Source organism: Leptospira fainei serovar Hurstbridge str. BUT 6 (assembly GCF_000306235.2).
Lineage (GTDB): Bacteria > Spirochaetota > Leptospiria > Leptospirales > Leptospiraceae > Leptospira_B > Leptospira_B fainei.
Window position 1 is genome coordinate 1,499,476 of the sequence record NZ_AKWZ02000010.1, and the last position, 17,135, is coordinate 1,516,610.

13 protein-coding genes and 3 tRNA genes are annotated in these 17,135 nt (G+C 44.1%); 6 read left to right on the forward strand and 10 right to left on the reverse strand.

Annotation, left to right across the window (positions count from 1 at the left end):
• Window positions 1–4 precede the first annotated feature (4 nt).
• The 4 genes from metG (at window position 5) to LEP1GSC058_RS16120 (ending at window position 8,366) form a co-directional block, all read left to right on the forward strand.
• Window positions 5–2,044 (forward strand): methionine--tRNA ligase, encoded by a 2,040-nt coding sequence (gene metG / locus LEP1GSC058_RS16105; protein ID WP_016550161.1) that lies wholly within the window; start codon window positions 5–7, stop codon window positions 2,042–2,044.
• Window positions 2,045–2,049: 5 nt separating this feature from the next.
• Window positions 2,050–4,683, forward strand: a complete 2,634-nt coding sequence (locus tag LEP1GSC058_RS16110) for a [protein-PII] uridylyltransferase family protein (RefSeq protein ID WP_039948460.1) — start codon at window positions 2,050–2,052, stop codon at window positions 4,681–4,683.
• A 2-nt stretch (window positions 4,684–4,685) separates the two neighbouring features.
• Window positions 4,686–6,407 carry an alpha-glucosidase gene (locus LEP1GSC058_RS16115; protein WP_016550350.1) on the forward strand — a complete coding sequence of 574 codons (1,722 nt, stop codon included), beginning with the start codon at window positions 4,686–4,688 and terminating at the stop codon, window positions 6,405–6,407.
• 231 nt (window positions 6,408–6,638) lie between these two features.
• Window positions 6,639–8,366, forward strand: a complete 1,728-nt coding sequence (locus LEP1GSC058_RS16120) for an acyl-CoA dehydrogenase family protein (protein ID WP_016550191.1) — start codon at window positions 6,639–6,641, stop codon at window positions 8,364–8,366.
• 112 nt (window positions 8,367–8,478) lie between these two features.
• Here LEP1GSC058_RS16120 and trxA read toward each other — a convergent pair whose 3' ends face one another.
• Window positions 8,479–8,796, reverse strand: coding sequence for a thioredoxin (gene trxA, locus LEP1GSC058_RS16125; protein WP_039948726.1), 318 nt, complete (start codon window positions 8,794–8,796; stop codon window positions 8,479–8,481).
• A 70-nt stretch (window positions 8,797–8,866) separates the two neighbouring features.
• A complete protein-coding gene (locus LEP1GSC058_RS16130; RefSeq protein ID WP_016550752.1) occupies window positions 8,867–9,778 on the reverse strand; it encodes a TIGR01777 family oxidoreductase in 912 nt (303 codons plus the stop codon).
• Between the two features lie 161 nt (window positions 9,779–9,939).
• Between LEP1GSC058_RS16130 and LEP1GSC058_RS16135 the strand changes: the two genes are divergently transcribed.
• Window positions 9,940–10,539: a hypothetical protein gene (locus LEP1GSC058_RS16135; RefSeq protein WP_016549789.1), complete on the forward strand. Its 600-nt coding sequence runs from the start codon at window positions 9,940–9,942 to the stop codon at window positions 10,537–10,539.
• Between the two features lie 702 nt (window positions 10,540–11,241).
• A complete protein-coding gene (locus LEP1GSC058_RS16140) occupies window positions 11,242–12,483 on the forward strand; it encodes an LA_0442/LA_0875 N-terminal domain-containing protein (protein WP_016551048.1) in 1,242 nt (413 codons plus the stop codon).
• A gap of 170 nt (window positions 12,484–12,653) precedes the next feature.
• On the opposite strand, the gene LEP1GSC058_RS16145 is transcribed toward LEP1GSC058_RS16140, so the two are convergent.
• The 8 genes from LEP1GSC058_RS16145 to sppA all read right to left on the reverse strand — a co-directional run bounded on the left by LEP1GSC058_RS16145 (window position 12,654) and on the right by sppA (window position 17,099).
• Window positions 12,654–13,073, reverse strand: coding sequence for a DUF1801 domain-containing protein (locus LEP1GSC058_RS16145; RefSeq protein ID WP_016549593.1), 420 nt, complete (start codon window positions 13,071–13,073; stop codon window positions 12,654–12,656).
• Between the two features lie 671 nt (window positions 13,074–13,744).
• Window positions 13,745–13,820: transfer RNA gene (locus tag LEP1GSC058_RS16155), tRNA-His, on the reverse strand.
• Between the two features lie 6 nt (window positions 13,821–13,826).
• Window positions 13,827–13,900: transfer RNA gene (locus tag LEP1GSC058_RS16160), tRNA-Arg, on the reverse strand.
• Between the two features lie 16 nt (window positions 13,901–13,916).
• Window positions 13,917–13,988 (reverse strand) — tRNA-Pro (locus LEP1GSC058_RS16165).
• A 35-nt stretch (window positions 13,989–14,023) separates the two neighbouring features.
• Window positions 14,024–14,740 (reverse strand): tetratricopeptide repeat protein, encoded by a 717-nt coding sequence (locus LEP1GSC058_RS16170; protein WP_016550314.1) that lies wholly within the window; start codon window positions 14,738–14,740, stop codon window positions 14,024–14,026.
• Between the two features lie 7 nt (window positions 14,741–14,747).
• Window positions 14,748–15,500, reverse strand: a complete 753-nt coding sequence (gene surE / locus LEP1GSC058_RS16175) for a 5'/3'-nucleotidase SurE (RefSeq protein ID WP_016549333.1) — start codon at window positions 15,498–15,500, stop codon at window positions 14,748–14,750.
• Window positions 15,501–15,527: 27 nt separating this feature from the next.
• Window positions 15,528–16,130 carry a hypothetical protein gene (locus tag LEP1GSC058_RS16180; RefSeq protein WP_016550973.1) on the reverse strand — a complete coding sequence of 201 codons (603 nt, stop codon included), beginning with the start codon at window positions 16,128–16,130 and terminating at the stop codon, window positions 15,528–15,530.
• A 6-nt stretch (window positions 16,131–16,136) separates the two neighbouring features.
• The gene (gene sppA / locus LEP1GSC058_RS16185) at window positions 16,137–17,099 is read right to left on the reverse strand and encodes a signal peptide peptidase SppA (RefSeq protein WP_016550958.1); all 963 of its coding nucleotides are present in this window, start codon (window positions 17,097–17,099) and stop codon (window positions 16,137–16,139) included.
• Window positions 17,100–17,135 lie beyond the last annotated feature (36 nt).

A 17,135-nucleotide genomic window follows, 5' to 3' on the forward strand; every position in this document is an offset into this window, starting at 1 on the left:
CTACGTGAGAACTGATCGGAAACGCCGGATACTTGTTACTTCCGCCCTGCCTTACGCGAACGGACCGATTCATTTAGGCCATGTTTTAGAAGCTGTCCAAACAGACGTTTATGTCCGCTTTCAGAAAGCGAGCGGGAACGAGTGTTATTTCTTTTGCGCGGACGACACGCATGGAACTCCGATCATGCTCGCCGCTAGAAAAGAAGGCATCGCCCCGGAACAATTGATCGACCGTGTTCGTAAGGAACACTATCGAGACCTGAACGGTTTTTTAGTCGAATACGATAATTATTATACTACAAATTCCGAAGAAAATCGCGTTCTTTCGGAAGAAATTTACCTTTCTTTAAAGGCGAACGGGCATATCGCAGAACGGGAAATCGAGCAGGCTTATTGCGACCATGATAAGATGTTTCTTCCGGATCGTTTTATTAAAGGAACTTGTCCGAATTGCGGTTCGACGGATCAGTACGGAGATAGCTGCGAAGTTTGCGGCGCTACGTATTCCCCCAAAGATTTAAAGGATTCTCATTGTTCTCTTTGCGGAACTCCGCCGGTTACTCGAAATTCGAAACATATATTCTTCAAGCTCGGGGATTTTTCGAAGTATCTATCGAATTGGATCGAAAACGGGAACCACGTTGCCGACGGCGTCCGAAAAAAATTGAAGGAATGGTTCGAGACCGGACTTCAAGATTGGGACATTTCCCGTGATGGGCCGTATTTCGGATTTCAAATCCCGGGGGAAACAGAAAAGTATTTCTATGTCTGGTTGGACGCTCCGATCGGATACATGGCCTCTAGTTTAAATTTTTTCAAAGGAGATCGGAGTAAGTTCGATTCTTTTTGGAAGAACGGAGAATCGGAGATAGCGCATTTTATCGGCAAGGACATACTTTACTTTCACACGCTCTTTTGGCCTGCCACACTCGAAGGCGGAGGATATAGATCCCCTTCTCTAGTTCACGTCCATGGTTTTATCACAGTCAACGGGGAAAAAATGTCCAAGTCAAGAGGGACGTTTATTCGAGCCGAGGATTATTTAAAACATTTAGATCCGGAGCATCTTCGCTTTTATTTGGCCGGAAAGCTAGGTCCGGGTATGGACGATCTCGATCTTTCTTTCGACGATTATACTGCAAAGGTCAATTCCGATCTAGTCGGGAATTTCGTAAATTTAGTATCGCGGGTTTCGACTTCTATATTAGATAAACTAGATAGAAAGTTGGGCAAACTTTCGCAGGACGGCAAAAAGGTTCTGGAAGAACTTTGTTCATCGGATAAAAAGATTCAAGAATGGTACGAGTCTAGAAATTACGGCAGAGTAATGAGAGAATGTTCCCGATTGGGAGACATTGCCAATAAATACGTTAATGATCTGGCGCCTTGGGCCCAAATCAAAGAAGATCCCGAAAAAGCCAGAGAGACGGTGACTGTCGGGTTGAATGCGGCACGAATTCTTGCCATATATCTGTTTCCGGTCGTTCCGAATATATCCGCAAAAGTACATAAACTTTTGGGACTGAACGATAATCCTGCCTTCGCGGATTTGTATTCGGATCAGGAAGAGATTAAGATTGCTCCTTACGAAATGATAACAAAGCGAGTGGAAGAAAAGGCAATTCAGGTTATGATAGAAGAAAATAAAACTCCCGCCGTTGAAACGGCTTCATCTCCGAATACGACGAATTCTAAGACGGATGGCATCGCGAATATCTCGGAAATTTCGATCGAAGAGTTGGGAAAAGTCGACCTTAGAGTCGGATTAATCGCGGAAGCGGGACCTGTAGAAGGTGCGGATAAGCTGGTTCAGGTCAAGTTGGACCTGGGGCCGATGGGGTTCAAGAACGTCTTTGCCGGAATTAAAGCGTCGTACCAACCGGAGACATTGCAGGGTCTAAAGGTAGTAGCCGTCGCCAATCTAAAACCGAGAAAAATGAAATTCGGTCTTTCCGAAGCGATGTTACTTGCGGCCGGCGAAGGGGACAGTCTGACGCTCTTTGTCCCACATAGAGATGCGAAGCCGGGCGACCGACTTAAATAGGGATTATGCCCTTAGAATTAGACATTACATATAGTTTCCAGAGACTCTTGGAAAAAAGCCGGTCCGTCTCGGGCAAGCTGGTTTCAAGGCAACTCACATTTATAATCGATTCGTTTTTACGAAGCAGATTCGAGAAAGCGGTCAGCATTCTGGGTCGCGGGGAAAAAATCGCCTTAATCGCATTAGGCGGATATGGAAGAATGGAAATTTCCCCGCACTCCGACGTGGATATATTATATCTTCATAATGGAATTTCGGAAGCCAAGCTGTCCGAAATCATCTCGTCGATAAACACGTATCTTTACAACTCCGGCAAGGAAGTCGGACATATTTGTCGGACTATCAAGGAATCGTTTCGATATTTGGATGATATGTCCAGTTTTCACGCAATTTTAGACAGCCGTTTCTTGATCGGCTCCCGGGAGATTTATCAAAAATACAAGACGGAGTTTTTAGAAAAGCTTCCCCCGAAATATATCGAAACTTATAACGTCGCTAAAGAGCTTCAGCTTTCTGATCGATTCTTACGCGAAGACAAACCGATCCTTCTTTCCGAACCGCATCTGAAAACCGATATATGCGGTTTACGAGATATCCAATGCGTTTATTGGCACGAGAAATCCCTGAATCCGATTCCGTCTTTAGGAGCTCTGGCCCTACTTCCGGTTTTTCAAAGGGGAGAAGCGCAACTTTTAGAGGAAGCCTACGATTTTTTACTCCGAACTAGGATCGCATTGCATGTCGTGACGGGTCGTAAGCACGATAGATTGGATTTAAATCTGCAACCCGAAGTGGCCGAATATTTAGGTTATGGAAAAAAAGAAAATCTGCAAACCGTAGAAAAATTCATGAACGAATTATACGGACACCAAAAGAACGTTTTTTTCGTAATGCGTAGTTATTTGGATTTCGTAATCGAACGAAGAAAACCGGGGCCGGCGGAATCGATCGCGTACGAAGGACTTTCCTTTTCTAAGGTTCGCAATGCAGTGTTTCCTCCGATGGAAGGGAACTTATTCGCCGATCCGCATACTTTATACGAGGACGTCATACTTACGTTTCGAATGATTCAGGAAACGGGCTTACTCGTTTCAGGAACTTTGTTAAACGAAATTAGGTTCGCATCTCCTTTTTTGGACGACGATTTTAGGTATTCGGCGGAAGTGAATGCGGAATTCTTAAAGATCCTTAGACTGCCGAAGGATAGAGGCAGAGTGCTTAAGTTGATGCACGAATGTCAAGTTCTCGGCGCGCTAGTTCCGGAGTTCGGAGCCTGCACTAATTTTGCCCTATTCAGCTATCATCATGAATATACGGTCGATGAGCATACGCTTCTCATATTGCACGAACTGGATCGTCTTGACAACGGCGAGTTTGAAGACTCGGAAATTCTCCAAGTATATAAGGAATGCGTAAAGACCGAAATTCTATCTTTAGCAATTCTTCTTCACGATGCGGGTAAGGTCAAAGAAGGAGATCATTCCGAATACGGAGCGGAATTGGCCGTGTCCGTGGGAGATCGGCTCGGGCTTTCGGAGGAAGACACGGATCTTTGCAGATTCTTAGTCGAAAAACATATCTCTATGTCGGAACTTTCTTCCAAGAGGGATATTTCCGATCCGGCTTTAATTCGAAGCTTTGCAAGAACCGTAGGTACGCCGGAAAGACTCAGATTGCTCTATATTCTGACCATCATCGATACAAAATCGGTAGGTAATAACGTCCTTACGAATTGGAAAAAGGCGATCCTCAGCGATCTTTTTCGGAATACCATGTCTTACTTAAAAGCGAAGGGGGTTCCTCAAGAAGAAATTCAGGAGGAAGCCGAAAGGATCGTGCTTTCGAAAGATTTGGTGGCGTATTTGACGGAAAAGGAAGGGCAAGATCCCGGGATTTCCAGAAGCGTCGCTTCCTTTGCTTATTCCGTTATTCCCCATAGTTATCTGAAGACGGTTTCGAACCGTAAGATACTGAAACATTTTAAGACAATCGCAACCTTAAGTCAGGAATCGACGGAAAAACTTTTATTCGCATCCGAAAGAGACCCCGCTTTCGTTTCGGTCGAAGTCGTTAGTCGGGAGTTGCCGGAAATTCTATTAGATTTATGTTGTTCGGTGTCTTCGGAAGGATTAAGTCTGGTCGGAATGCAAAGTTATACTTCGAGCGAATTTCAAATTCATATTTTACAGGTAACGGATTCCCAAGGCAGCGGCAATATTTCTCCGGAAAAAATTTCCAGGATGGAGGGTAAGCTTCGCTTAATGGCGACGGGAAAATTGCAACGCGATAGCATCGCCTTCGAACCGACGGAATGGAATCCTCGTAAGGCCATTCCTGAAAGCATCGTTAATCGGTCGGTACGCTTTTCCAACGAGGATTTATCGGACGTTACGATTATGGAAGTCCGGATGCCGGATATGGTCGGTTTAGTATATAGAATATTACGAAAAGTGTTTGAATTCGGATTGAAAGTGTCATATTTACGTGTTTCCACGTCTGCTGACTATGCGTACGACTCGTTTTATCTTCAGACTCAGAACGGAGAGCAAGTAAAGGACGCGGAATTTCTTTCCTCGCTAGAGGCTCGGATCTTGGGAATTCAGGCAACGGAAAGAGTGACAGGGGAACTCGTGTTTTAAAAATGGTCCGTATGGATTCGGCCCGCAGTTCTTCTACAGTTTCTATTAGAAAAATGGAAAACCCGAGTACGCCAAAAAAAGGCAAGAAAGCCCCCCGCGCAAAGAAAAAAGATCCGGATTGGTGGAAGAACGCGGTCATTTATCAGATATACCCTAGAAGTTTCCGCGATGCGAACGGAGACGGTATCGGCGACTTAGAAGGGATTATCCAAAAGCTAAATTATCTAAACGACGGAACTCCGAATTCATTGGGAATCGACGCCATTTGGTTGTCTCCGATTTATCCTTCTCCGATGTACGATTTCGGATATGATATCTCCGACTACGATAATATAGATCCCGTTTTCGGGAACCTGGAAACATTCAAACGTCTTTTAAAGGAAGCTCATAAGAGAAAGATCCGAATCATTATGGATCTTGTAGCGAATCATACGTCGCATCTTCATCCATGGTTTATCGAATCTAGATCTTCGAAAAATAATCCGAAGCGGGATTGGTATATATGGAAAGACCCCGTTAATGGAGGTCCACCCAATAATTGGATGGGAACTTTCGGCGGTAAAGCCTGGGCTTTTGATCCGGAGACAGAGCAATACTATTATCATTCTTTTTTAACCGAACAGCCGGATTTGAATTGGCGAAATCCTGAAGTCAAAAAAGCGATTTTCGAAATGGTCAAGAATTGGTTGGATCTCGGGGTAGACGGTTTTCGATTGGATGTCGTAAATCTATTCGTTAAAGATTCCGAATTTCGAAGTAATCCTCGTAAGAGATGGATTGCAAGGCCGTTCGACCAGCAGGACCACCTTTACGACCGGGATCGGCCCGAGATGCACGGCATCCTAAAGGATCTCCGTAAATTGTTAAATTCCTACGGAGACAGAATGTCCGTGGGCGAAGTGATGATGGAACCTCCGGGAACCAGTGTTCTACCCGCTTCTTATTACGGAGACAAGGGGGATGAGTTGCACATGGCATTCAACTTTGCGTTCTTTCATACTCCCTGGAAAGCGGAAAGATTTCGGGACGTGATTAAGGAATGGGAAAGGTGTTTGCGTGATAGAGGTTGGCCGAATTATACTCTAAGCAATCACGACTTTCGTCGACACATAACGAGATATTCCAAGGGATCCGAAACAATCTCTCGCGCGAAAATTGCGGCGTTAATGCTCTTAACGTTACGTGGAACTCCGTTTCTATATTACGGAGAAGAACTCGGGATGATGGATGAAAGAGTTCCCAAAGACAGAATCCAAGATCCCGTCGGAAAGCGTTATTGGCCTTTTTATCCGAGTCGCGATAATTGTAGGCTGCCGATGTGCTGGTCCTCCGATAAAAACGGCGGATTCGGTATCGCAGATCCATGGCTGCCCGTTTTTTCCCAGTATGAAACGATTAACGTAGAAACTCAATCCAGAAGTGTCGAAAGCCTTTTGAACTTTTATAGAAAGCTAATATGGCTTCGTAAAGGAAATGAAATATTGCGAAAAGGGAATATTTCATTGGATTACGATTCGCCGCCCGGCGTTTTACAATACACTCGCGAATACGAAAAGAAGAAATGTTTAGTAATCCTTAATTTCGAGAATGAATCCAAAAAGATCGTCGCTAACGCGAATCGTACGGCCCACGTTCTTATCTCTACGCATCGTAAACCTGAAAAAATGGAGATACCGGTAGTTTTTGCCGTGGCTCCTTACGAAGGCTTAGTGCTGGAATATTAAAGTTAGCTTTCCGTCGAAATTATTTGTTTTCGTCGGTGGACTCATTTTTTCCAATTAGATTCTTTCAAAAGACGATTTCATTTCGAATCGGGACCTTCGAACCGTTAGTTTTATCTAACATCGTTCACAATGGCATAATGACCCACGACTAATCCTTAAAAAAAGAGTGCATATACGAGTTCTCGTCGTAAGATAGGAGTTAGAAATATTTCGATTGTTTGGAAATCAACTATGGACTATCCACTTCGTCTTGCGGAAAACCCAGGGCTTGCGCCTTATGATGTGTCTTCTTATAAAGGAAATCGCGGCAAAAACTTTTACGATCTTGATAAAGTATTACAGAGGGTTATTGAACGCTACTCGGTAGGCTATGATCCCGCTCACAAAAAGGCCATGATCGATCATTTGCGCGGTTATGGCGAACTTGTCGGCGGAACTTTGGATGAACTTACGGAAGCTTCTCATAAGGAAGGCAAATACGGGGAAATCGTAAAATACGATCGCGCCGGAAATCGAGTCGATTTAGTCGTTTATTCTCCCGAACAAAAACTTTCCCGGAAAATATCCTATGATTACGGAATTGTAAATTTAGATTTTCATGATGAATGGAAATTTCCGTTCACGGATTTGCATCGATCTTCCTTGGCGTATTTAGCCAATCAAAACGGAGAGGGCGGAATGACCTGTCCGCTGGCAATGACGGACGGCATGATTAACGTCCTGAAAGCGATCGGCACCGAAGAGCAAAAGAAAAAATATCTTCCGTTGGTCGCGGGGAAAGGATCCTCTTCCCATTTTATGGCGGGACAATACGTCACTGAAAGGGTCGGCGGAAGTAACGTAGCTGCCAATAGAACGATTGCCCGGAAGGGAGAAAATGGAAAGTGGATTTTAAACGGGGAAAAATGGTTCTGTTCCAATCCGGGGGATCTTTGGGTTACGACTGCAAAATTGGAAGGAACGGAAACTATCGGGTTATTTTTAGTTCCTAGAATTAAGGATAATGGGGAATTAAACGGTCACCATATCCTGCGAAAAAAGGATATCATCGGATCCAAGGGAAAGTTGACCGTAGAGATCGTCTACGAAGACGTCGAAGCGGAGACGTTAGGCCGTCCTGCTCACGGCATAGCAAACTTAATCCGCTACGTTATCCGAACTTCCAGAGTACATGTGTCCATAGCCGCCGCAGGAATGTCTAGAAGAGCTTTTATGGAAGCTTTGGAATATTCCAGGTTCAGAACCGCTTACGGAAAAAAAATCAAGGAATTTTCGGCTTATTCGAGAGAGCTTGCCGAACTTCGGACTTTGTACGCCGCCGTCGTTTTTCTGATTTACCGGGGGATCGATTGGAGCTCGAAAGGAATTCTCGCCGAACAACTCTCCACTCCGTTAATGAAATACAAATCGTCTTCCCTTTCTTCACAGATTACGCACAGGGCAATAATGGCCTTGGGGGGTTCCGGGATTATCGGAGACTATACTTGTCTTCCGAGACTTCATAACGATTGCATTATCAACGAAACTTGGGAAGGAACTCATCTTATTATTACCGACCACGCGTTAGGAGCGATGAATCGGGCTAAAATCCGGGATTCCTTCGTGGCGGAAATCGGAAAGAATTTCACATCGGCAAAAGCGATCCCTGAATTGCAGGAGTTGGCAAAGTTCGGAGAAGATTTGCTTTCCAAATGGGCGAAGAATCTAGAGGAGAAGCCGAGAGAATGGAAGGAAACATACAGACTCGATTTATCCGATCTCGCATTTGGAGCTCTGGCGCTTTCCGAATTTTTGGAACAAGCCGTTCACGATCGAACTCAAGGCATTAAAAATTCATTATTCGATTCGTTTGCGAAAGGGTTGGCCGGTTATCTATTTAGAACTCTCCCGGAAGCTAAAGGAGACTTTGAAAAGTTTCGCTTAGCATCGGAGGAAATAACTAAGATCGTCGAGTGGTGAACGTTGATACCGGACAATTCAGAGGCTCCGTTCTTTTCTTCGATCGGAGCGGTGCCTCTCATATGCGGAATTTTCGGCCGATTGTTTAAATTTGCAATCGGACGAAATCGATTTACACAAGCTTAGGTCCGAAGACTTTTTCCATCTGAGCTTGCGGAATTGCGCCGACCACTTTTTCCGAAATTTGGCCTGCTTTAAAAAGCATCAGGGTCGGAACGGATAAGATCCCGTATTTCTGCGCGATATCCGGCTGTTCGTCGATATCGACTTTTACTACAGTAACTTTCCCCTTATGCGATTGGGCAAATTTCTCCAGTTCGGGCGCGACCATCTTACAGGGGCCGCACCAGGTTGCCCAAAAGTCTACCAATATGGGCTTATCATGGGTTTTGAGGAGTTCTTCAAATGAACCTGGTAAAGTGTTTTCCATATTTGTTAGACTTAGAAAGGTTCTAAGTGGAAAACGATTTTTCGACTTTGTCAAAAACCGAAAGCGAAATTTACCCGAGTAAACTTCTCAAAGCCGCCTCTAAATTCGGGTATCTAAACTTATAGCCTAAATCCACTAAACGTTTGGGGATCACCCTTTGTCCATGCGTCGCCACTTGTGCTCCGTCGCCGAAGGCAAGTTTGAGAGCGAAAGTAGGAATCCGGGTAAACGAAGGACGATTTAATGTTCTGCCTAATACCTTACTAAATTGCTCGTTCGATATCGGCTCGGGAGAAACTAAGTTGAAAGGCCCGACCGCTTCCGGTCGTTTTAGCAGGAATAGCACGATAGAGAGAAGGTCTTCTATGTGAATCCAGGAAAGAATCTGGTTTCCGGATCCGATGGGCCCGCCCGCAAAAAGACGGAACGCAGGAAGCATGGCTGCCAAAGCGCCGCCTTCCGTCGAAAGGACGACTCCGGTTCTTAAAAGTACGGTGCGGATTCCTGATTTTTCCGCCTCCATAGCTTCCTTTTCCCAGGCTTGGCAAAGATTTCCTAATTCGTCTTGTGCGGCCGGAGTGGATTCGTCAAAAGGAGGTGTCGAAGATTCGAAGGAACCGTAAATACCGATTGCGGATGCGTTAAATAAAGCCTTAGGTCCGGCTTCGCCCAAGGAAGATAGAATCGAAACCAGATCCCTAGTATAATCGACTCGCGAGGTTCGAATTTTTTCCTTATACTCTTCCGTCCAACGGGTTCCTGCAATCGGTTCTCCCGCTAAATTGATCAGTACATCGACCCCTTCCAGATCGATTCGGGTAGGCAGAGGACCGATGCGAACGTCCCATTCGGAAGTCCTTTGCAATCGATACGGAAGTTTTCCGCTTCGACTAAAAAGACGCACTTGGTATCCTTCTGCGCGAAGACGAAGTGCAAGTAAAGATCCGATGAGTCCGGTGCCGCCGGAAATACCGATACGCATAGGTTTGTTCCGTCCTTAGATCGTATTTCAGGCAAAAATAAAAATTTTTTTCCTGAGACGTTGTGGAGCATAATTTGACATCCGTTCCGATCCGACAAGAACAAAGGAAATCCTTCTTGCTCTGAGCGGAATCTCGCTTAACCTGAACTTAGAGATCGGGAATGAGACTTAAATCTTTGCCAAAATTAATCGCGTTTACATTTCCTGCGGCATTGCTCGTAGCAAACTTCTATCTATTTTCGACGACAGAACGTAAGATCGAGGAATACAAAAACGAACCTCCTTTTTTACGTTTTGATTTCACTGACTCCTATTTGGAGGATCGCTCGTCTCAAGCGTTTCACCTAGCGGACGGCAAGGATTCGACAGAGTGGAAAAAATTGCGACCTTCCTCTCGTGCGATGGACTTCGACGCTGAACTTAGACTTTCCCATAGATTGCGGAACGGAGTTTATATTCCTTCGGATTGGAAGGAAATTATCGTTAAAGCCTGTTCAAAGAAAGCGCCGAAATTAAAGTTCAAAATATTTTTGCGGGAAGCGATCAATGTCGACAAGGAATCCCGCCTGCCCGATGATATTGTCTACGTTTCCCAAACTCTCGATTTCGGCAAATCGGAAGAAATTCATTTTCCTCTCACGAAAAAATTCGATCCGGTTCCTGCGAAAGATTATCCGAAAGGGATTATTATCTGGGCAGTGGAAGGCACGTTTCAAGGAATGGGACCGGATGCCTGTTTAAAGGAAATTCAAATTCTATAATAAAGGTTTGGGCGCGCCCCGCCTTCGACTCGACCGAAACGGAACGGTGTGTCGGGGTCGGGCTGCTACGGACTACGCTTCGCTCCGGCCCTCGCCGCCGGCTCGTGGCCGCTTCGCGTCCTGCACATCCCTCGCGCGGCAAATTGACTTAGTCGGATTGATGATATCCGCTTAGTTCGGAAGTTTTTCTCGTGTTCGGCGGCTTCACCAGGGCTTTTATCCATTTTCATTTAAACACATTCTAAGTCTTATTATGACTGATTCTTTCCGGGCTAGCATGCTCTAGAGAGTTCCGCTCAATAGTCCGCCAAAACTTGGTCGAAGGAAAATACCCGACTTATTGTCCTAATTTTTCGGATAAAGATTAAAATGGACACTTTCGGACAATTATGTCGGCGATTTATTACGATATTTGCGTATTGGAAGCGAAAGACGGAGTTCTCTGGAAATAAATATTTGATTCGAGATTCCTAATCCTTCGAATTTTCGAGTCCGAAATTTATGTCCGATCGAAAAATTTTTTTATTTTATGAAATTTATGCGTCCCTCTTACAGTAAAGTCGCTTAATATTACTTGTTATCTAAATTAATGAATCGAGGGATTAAAAATGAAACGAACGATGATGGGCTTGGTTTTGGTTCCGATCGCATAAACGAAGAAATCGGTCGATCCTTTTTTTCGTCTAACTTCACTAAAACGTTATGAACATAAAATTGAATATTTGCTTTCTTTCCTTTTTAATTCTGATCCTTAATCTGTATTCTTTGTCCGCTGAGACGATTCTTTTGAGAGACGGTACGATGCTTACCGGAAATGTCAAGAGTCAAGACGTAAAGAGACTGACCCTGAAAACAAGGCAAGGAGACAAAGTAATCGAAAAAAGTTCGATTCTGAAAGTTTTATACAATAAGATAAGTAGAAAGGAAGCGGATAAAATTATAGAAGAGGAAAGAAAACTTTCCGCAAATCAGGAAAATCCGACCGAGCCTAACACCATCGACGAATTAGCTTTAAAGGATCGTGAAATTGCGGATTTAAAGCAAAAATTGGACGCGGAGCGGAAGAAAGGAGAGACGGACCAAAAACAATTCCAAGAGAAGTCGAATCATATTCTGGAATTCACCGTCAAAAGAGCCGACTATACGTTCAACCCGCAAGAATACGACTATATAAAGAATACGACCAACTATAATGTCGGCTTCTCGGATCTAAGCTCCAGGGAGAAAGTTTTACCTGTTTTCGGTTTTATGTATTGGAACAAAAAATATAAAATCGGTTTTGATCTGTCCTATTATCAAATTATTCTCACGGACTCCACGTACAATGCGTATACTTATCTTTATCCGATTTCCTCTCTTATTATTCCTACGCACTTGAATTTTCCTCCTTTGACCAGAACGGATTACCAAGCCGATATTTTTAAATTCTGGAACCCGACATCGTGGTGGACTCTGGGAGCGGGAGGAGGACTGCGAGCTATCGACACGAAGCAGTCCACTCAGGTCGGGCTCTCATACACGAACGTCGAAAATCGGACATACGGCCCTCAAGCTGAAATTCTAACTCGTTTCGATATCTGGGATAGGTTTCGAATCGATGTCAAAGGAAAATATTTTCATTCGGAAGGCAAGCAGATCTTCGAAGCGGAGGCGATTACTCTTTTTCCGCCGTCTTATGTAAAAGCTTACGGCCCGGACGGGGTAAGAGCTCGATACATCGGTTACGAGTATGATATTGGACTTTCAATCCGTGTATTCGGCGACATTTATCTCTCCTTCGGTTATAATCGAACATTTTCCACCTTTACTAGAGTTCATGGCTATTCGATAGCGATTCCGTATAGCGTGATGTTTCAAAATAATTTGAATAATATAGAATTCGGATCCAGCCATAACGATGAAATTCGGGGATATTATACTGGGATCACGGTTCGAACCAACTGATTCGTCCGGTTAATTTGGAATAAATTCTATTGCGTTAAAATGGAATTTTAAAAAATTATTATATAGTTAAGCGAATATAAGGAAATGCATAGAGCGCCGACGGAAATTTCCTTTTTATCTTATCCGATATAATTTGGGAATTACGGCAAACGATCAAGAGCGAGTCCTACTTATTTCGGATATTTCTCCCTCATACGATGGAAGGATTTCCTAATTAGTTCTTCCAAAACGTCAGTGTTCACGTCCCGGATTGTTTTTATATACAGGCAGCCTTTTCCCGTTTTGCATTTTCCAAGTTTGCTTAGTAGGTCTTTATATTCTTCAAATCCAGGCATGATATATATTGTTATATTGCTTTTTCTGGGAGAAAACCCGACAAGAAACATGTCTCCTTCTCGGCCGCTTTCATACACATAATGATATTTTCCGAAACCGACCATGCCGCTTCCCCATAATACGGCTTTTTCCTTAGTTACCTGTTTCATGATTTCGTTAATCTTGGTGCAACTTTCCCGAACATTTTTATCGTTTATTTTTTTAAGAAAATCCGAAACGCTTTCCATTCCGGGCTTTGTTTTAGATTCGGCCATGGCAAAACCTCGTGCGAGTTTCAATTTATTGAAGCACCTGAAGATCGACCAACCTTAGAATGAATCAAGAAATAATTAGCCGCAGTTTGCCGTCGTGGCAAACTAAGCTCCACGGCGTCTCGAACTTGCCTCAGCACATCCTGTGCTTCGGTCGCAACCATTACGCTCCCTATGGGTCGCTGCAAATGCTTTCGCTCAAAAGCTTCGAGCCCCTTGAAGATCTTCGTTAATTGGAATTTTTAATATCGGTTGGAAATCTTGGGGTGAACGACGGGGCTCGCCGTTACGCAGTTTGCCGTCGTGGCAAACTAAGCTCCACGGCGTCTCGAACTTGCCTCAGCACATCCTGTGCTTCGGTCGCAACCATTACGCTCCCTATGGGTCGCTATGGTTGCTTTCAAGTTCTCGCTTCGAGCCCCTTGAAGATCTTCGTTACTTGGAATTTTTAATATTGGTTGGAAATCTTGGGGTGAACGACGGGGCTCGCCGTTACGCAGTTTGCCATCGTGGCAAACTAAGCTCCACGGCGTCTTTTTCGCGCCTTCGTCCATCGTGGACTCAGGTTGCATTTGCGACGCTCCCTATGGGTCGCTGCAAATGCTTTCGCTCAAAAGCTTCGAGCCCCTTGAAGATCTTCGTTACTTGGAATTTTTAATATTGGTTGGAAATCTTGGGGTGAACGACGGGGCTCGAACCCGCGACAGCCAGAACCACAATCTGGAGCTCTACCAACTGAGCTACGCTCACCATGTGTGACCCGAGAGGGATTCGAACCCCCGACCGACTGCTTAGAAGGCAGTTGCTCTATCCAGCTGAGCTATCGAGTCAAAATCCCAAAAGGCTTCGGGATGACTGGATTTGAACCAGCGACCCTCTGTTCCCAAAACAGATGCGCTACCACTGCGCTACATCCCGGATCGTGGTCCATGATTTAGTGGGGAGGCGAGGTGTCAAGCTCCTTGTTCCGGGCTTTTAGATACTTTTTTAAGATGTTCGAGAATTATATCTTCAGCAGGAGCCTTTTGTAACGCCTTTTCAAAGGCCTTTTTGGCCTCTTCCTTTTTTCCCGTTTTATCAAGAAGAACGCCGAAAGAATCCAAGTAGGCCGGATTATCCGGCTCTAACTGAATTAAACGTTTTACGCTTTCCGTCGCAGTTCGAAGTTCCTCCGGGCTCGTTTCCCTCCCCGAGATCAATAGGTAAGCGAGTGAATTTAAGCTATTCTTATGATCCGGACGCAATCGCAGAATTCTTAAATGTGTTTCGATCGAGGATTTTATATCACCGGACTTTTCCTGAGCGGACGCTTTCAAAGAAAGTAAAATAATATCATCGACCGCAAGCTTCAACCTTTCTTCGGTCTTTGCAAGAGCTTCCTTATATTTTCCGATCGATATTAAGGAAAATATAATCATCCTGAATGCATTGTCTCTTTCGCCGAATCGCGGAAATTCTTCCAGAAGGTCTTCTAAAACGGAGACACACTTCTTATGATTTCCCGTTCTGGAGCAACATACGGCGAAATTATAAAGCAGTTCAGGATCTTTTCCGTGTTCCGAAAGTTCTCGATCAATAAGAGTTAGCGCGAACGTATAATTTTCCTTTAAGATCTCCGTGAAGATCTTCCTTTTATTCGGAATTTTTCGAGACGGATTCTTCTTTTCCATGTGTCGGCTATTGCAATGGGAGTCGAATTTTATTTTTAAAATCCCGCAATTGTTCCAAATCGGTTTGATCCAAACTCAACGGAGTAAGCGAAACCTTATTTCGATAGAATGCATCGAAATCGGTTCCTGTTTCTTGAATATAACCTAAGTCGGATCCACCCAAATAAAATTCGGAGATTCCGTTAACAATTAGATTATTATGATACGTATCCACATACGTTCGCTTTCCCAATCGAACGACTTCGATTGCAGCCAAAGAATGTTCGAATTCCGCGGGAATGTTAATATTATAGACGATTTCAGGGACTAAGACGTCTTTCCAAGCTTTAAGTATATCGCGCACCAGTTCGGCTTCTCGAATATAATCATGGGATTTGTTCAGGTTACCGGAACTGACCGCTAAACTTAGGATCTTATGAATCGCTCCATGTCTTGCCGCTCCGACCGTTCCTGAATAATGGATATCGTGACCCATATTAACGCCTCGATTGATCCCTGAGATCACGATATCTATGGGTGGGAAAATTTTTCCGTGAATTCCGATATTCACACAGTCGACAGGATAGCCATCCACGATGTAATGATTATCGTTGATCTTCTCCACACGAAGAGAGTCATAGATGCTTAAGGCCATCGATTTGGCCGATTTCTCTTTTAAAGGTGCGATTAAGTATGTCGTATGATCTTCGCCCAAAATCTTTTCTAGGGCTAAAATCCCGTTGGAAGAAATTCCATCATCGTTCGTTATTAGAATATTCATGCGTGCGATAGGGTTTGCGTTTTTCTCCTACTGAAAGGCTGGTCCGAAAGATGAGCCTAACGCGAAATACATCGTTAGCGGAAAGAAAAATGAAACGAGGAACGTGCTTAGGTTGAATGAAAGTGCGTCCCGAAATTTAAGTTCGTAAAGATACATCGTTCCTCGAATTAAAGCGACTATAAAAAGACCGTAATGAATCAGATATAAAACGATAATACCTATTCCTCCCGACAATCCAAGTTGAGCGAAGAGAATGGCCCAAGCTCCCAAGGAGAGGAATATCGAAATCGATAATTGCGCGAAAATGAACATCACTTTCGAATTACTCTTTCTATCCTTTCTTTGAGCGAGCCCGTCGAGAATGAAAGCAAGCGGATACGGAAGAAGAGAGAAAAACGCCAAATGGCCTAAAAAACTTGTAATCAAAAGCCCCGCGCTTCGATGAGTATAGGGCGGACAAACTAAGATAAATCCGGTCGCTACACTTAACGAAGAAAGGATCAATATAAGACTTGTTACGATTTTCAAAAATCTGGGATCCCAGCTTAATAACGTATTTTCCAACCGAAACGGCTCGAATAAAGTCGCATCAAGTAAATCTATAAATTTTGTATAATATACTTTAAGCATAGATTTTTACCAAGCCATAGCTTGCGGGTATAAAACCAAGACCGGAGATCGTTTTAATTCTTCTAAAAGCGCTTTTTCGCCCGAGAAAACTCCCGTTTTTGCCTGAAATAATTGGAAGAACCGATCTAGAGGGTTCGGTTCCTCTTCGTACAGAGGGATTGTCCCGTCGTAATTGCATAATTTCGAAAGTTCCACTACTGCTTCTCGACGACCGCCGATATCATCGATAAGCTTATTGCGAAACGCATCCTGTCCGGAATAAATCCTTCCTTCCGCTAACGATTGAACGAACTTTACGGTCTGATTTCTCCCTTTGGAAACGTCTTCAATAAATTCCTCATACGTGTCGGAGAGCATTTTCTGGATCATCGCGTCCTCTTCCGCAGTATTGTCCCGAAATAAGGACAATGAATCCTTATATTTTCCTTCCTTAAAGGTTCTTACTTTAACTCCATATCGATCCAACAATCCTTTAATATTGGGAGCAATAGCTATGACTCCGATCGATCCGGTCAAAGTCCCGCCCAAGGCGAAGATTTTATCGGCAGCGGCGGCTATATAATAACCTCCGGAAGCCGCAATGTCTTTCATCGAGACGACGACCTTCTTATTCTTTTCCTTACGGAGATACATCAATTCTCGATAAATTTCCTGTGAAGCTCCTACGCTTCCTCCGGGAGAATTTATTTCCACTAGGATACCGACGATATTAGGATCTTCTTCTATCGAGCGGAGTTGCTGGAGTATCGTTTGAGCTCCAGCGCTATCATAACCGGAATGTCCGGAATGAATTTCGCCTTCTATCTTAATCAAAGCGGCTCCGATTCGTTCGGTTCCGAATCCTCCTCCGCCGTCGATTCGAGTAAGTTTCGATGGGCTGATACTAGATACGAGATTAATTAAGCCTACAAATAAGGCCAGGACGGTTACGACGAATGTTACGGCTAAGGCAAGACGATTTCGATCCACGAATTAGATGGAAACTTAGTACCGGCGGATTGTCAA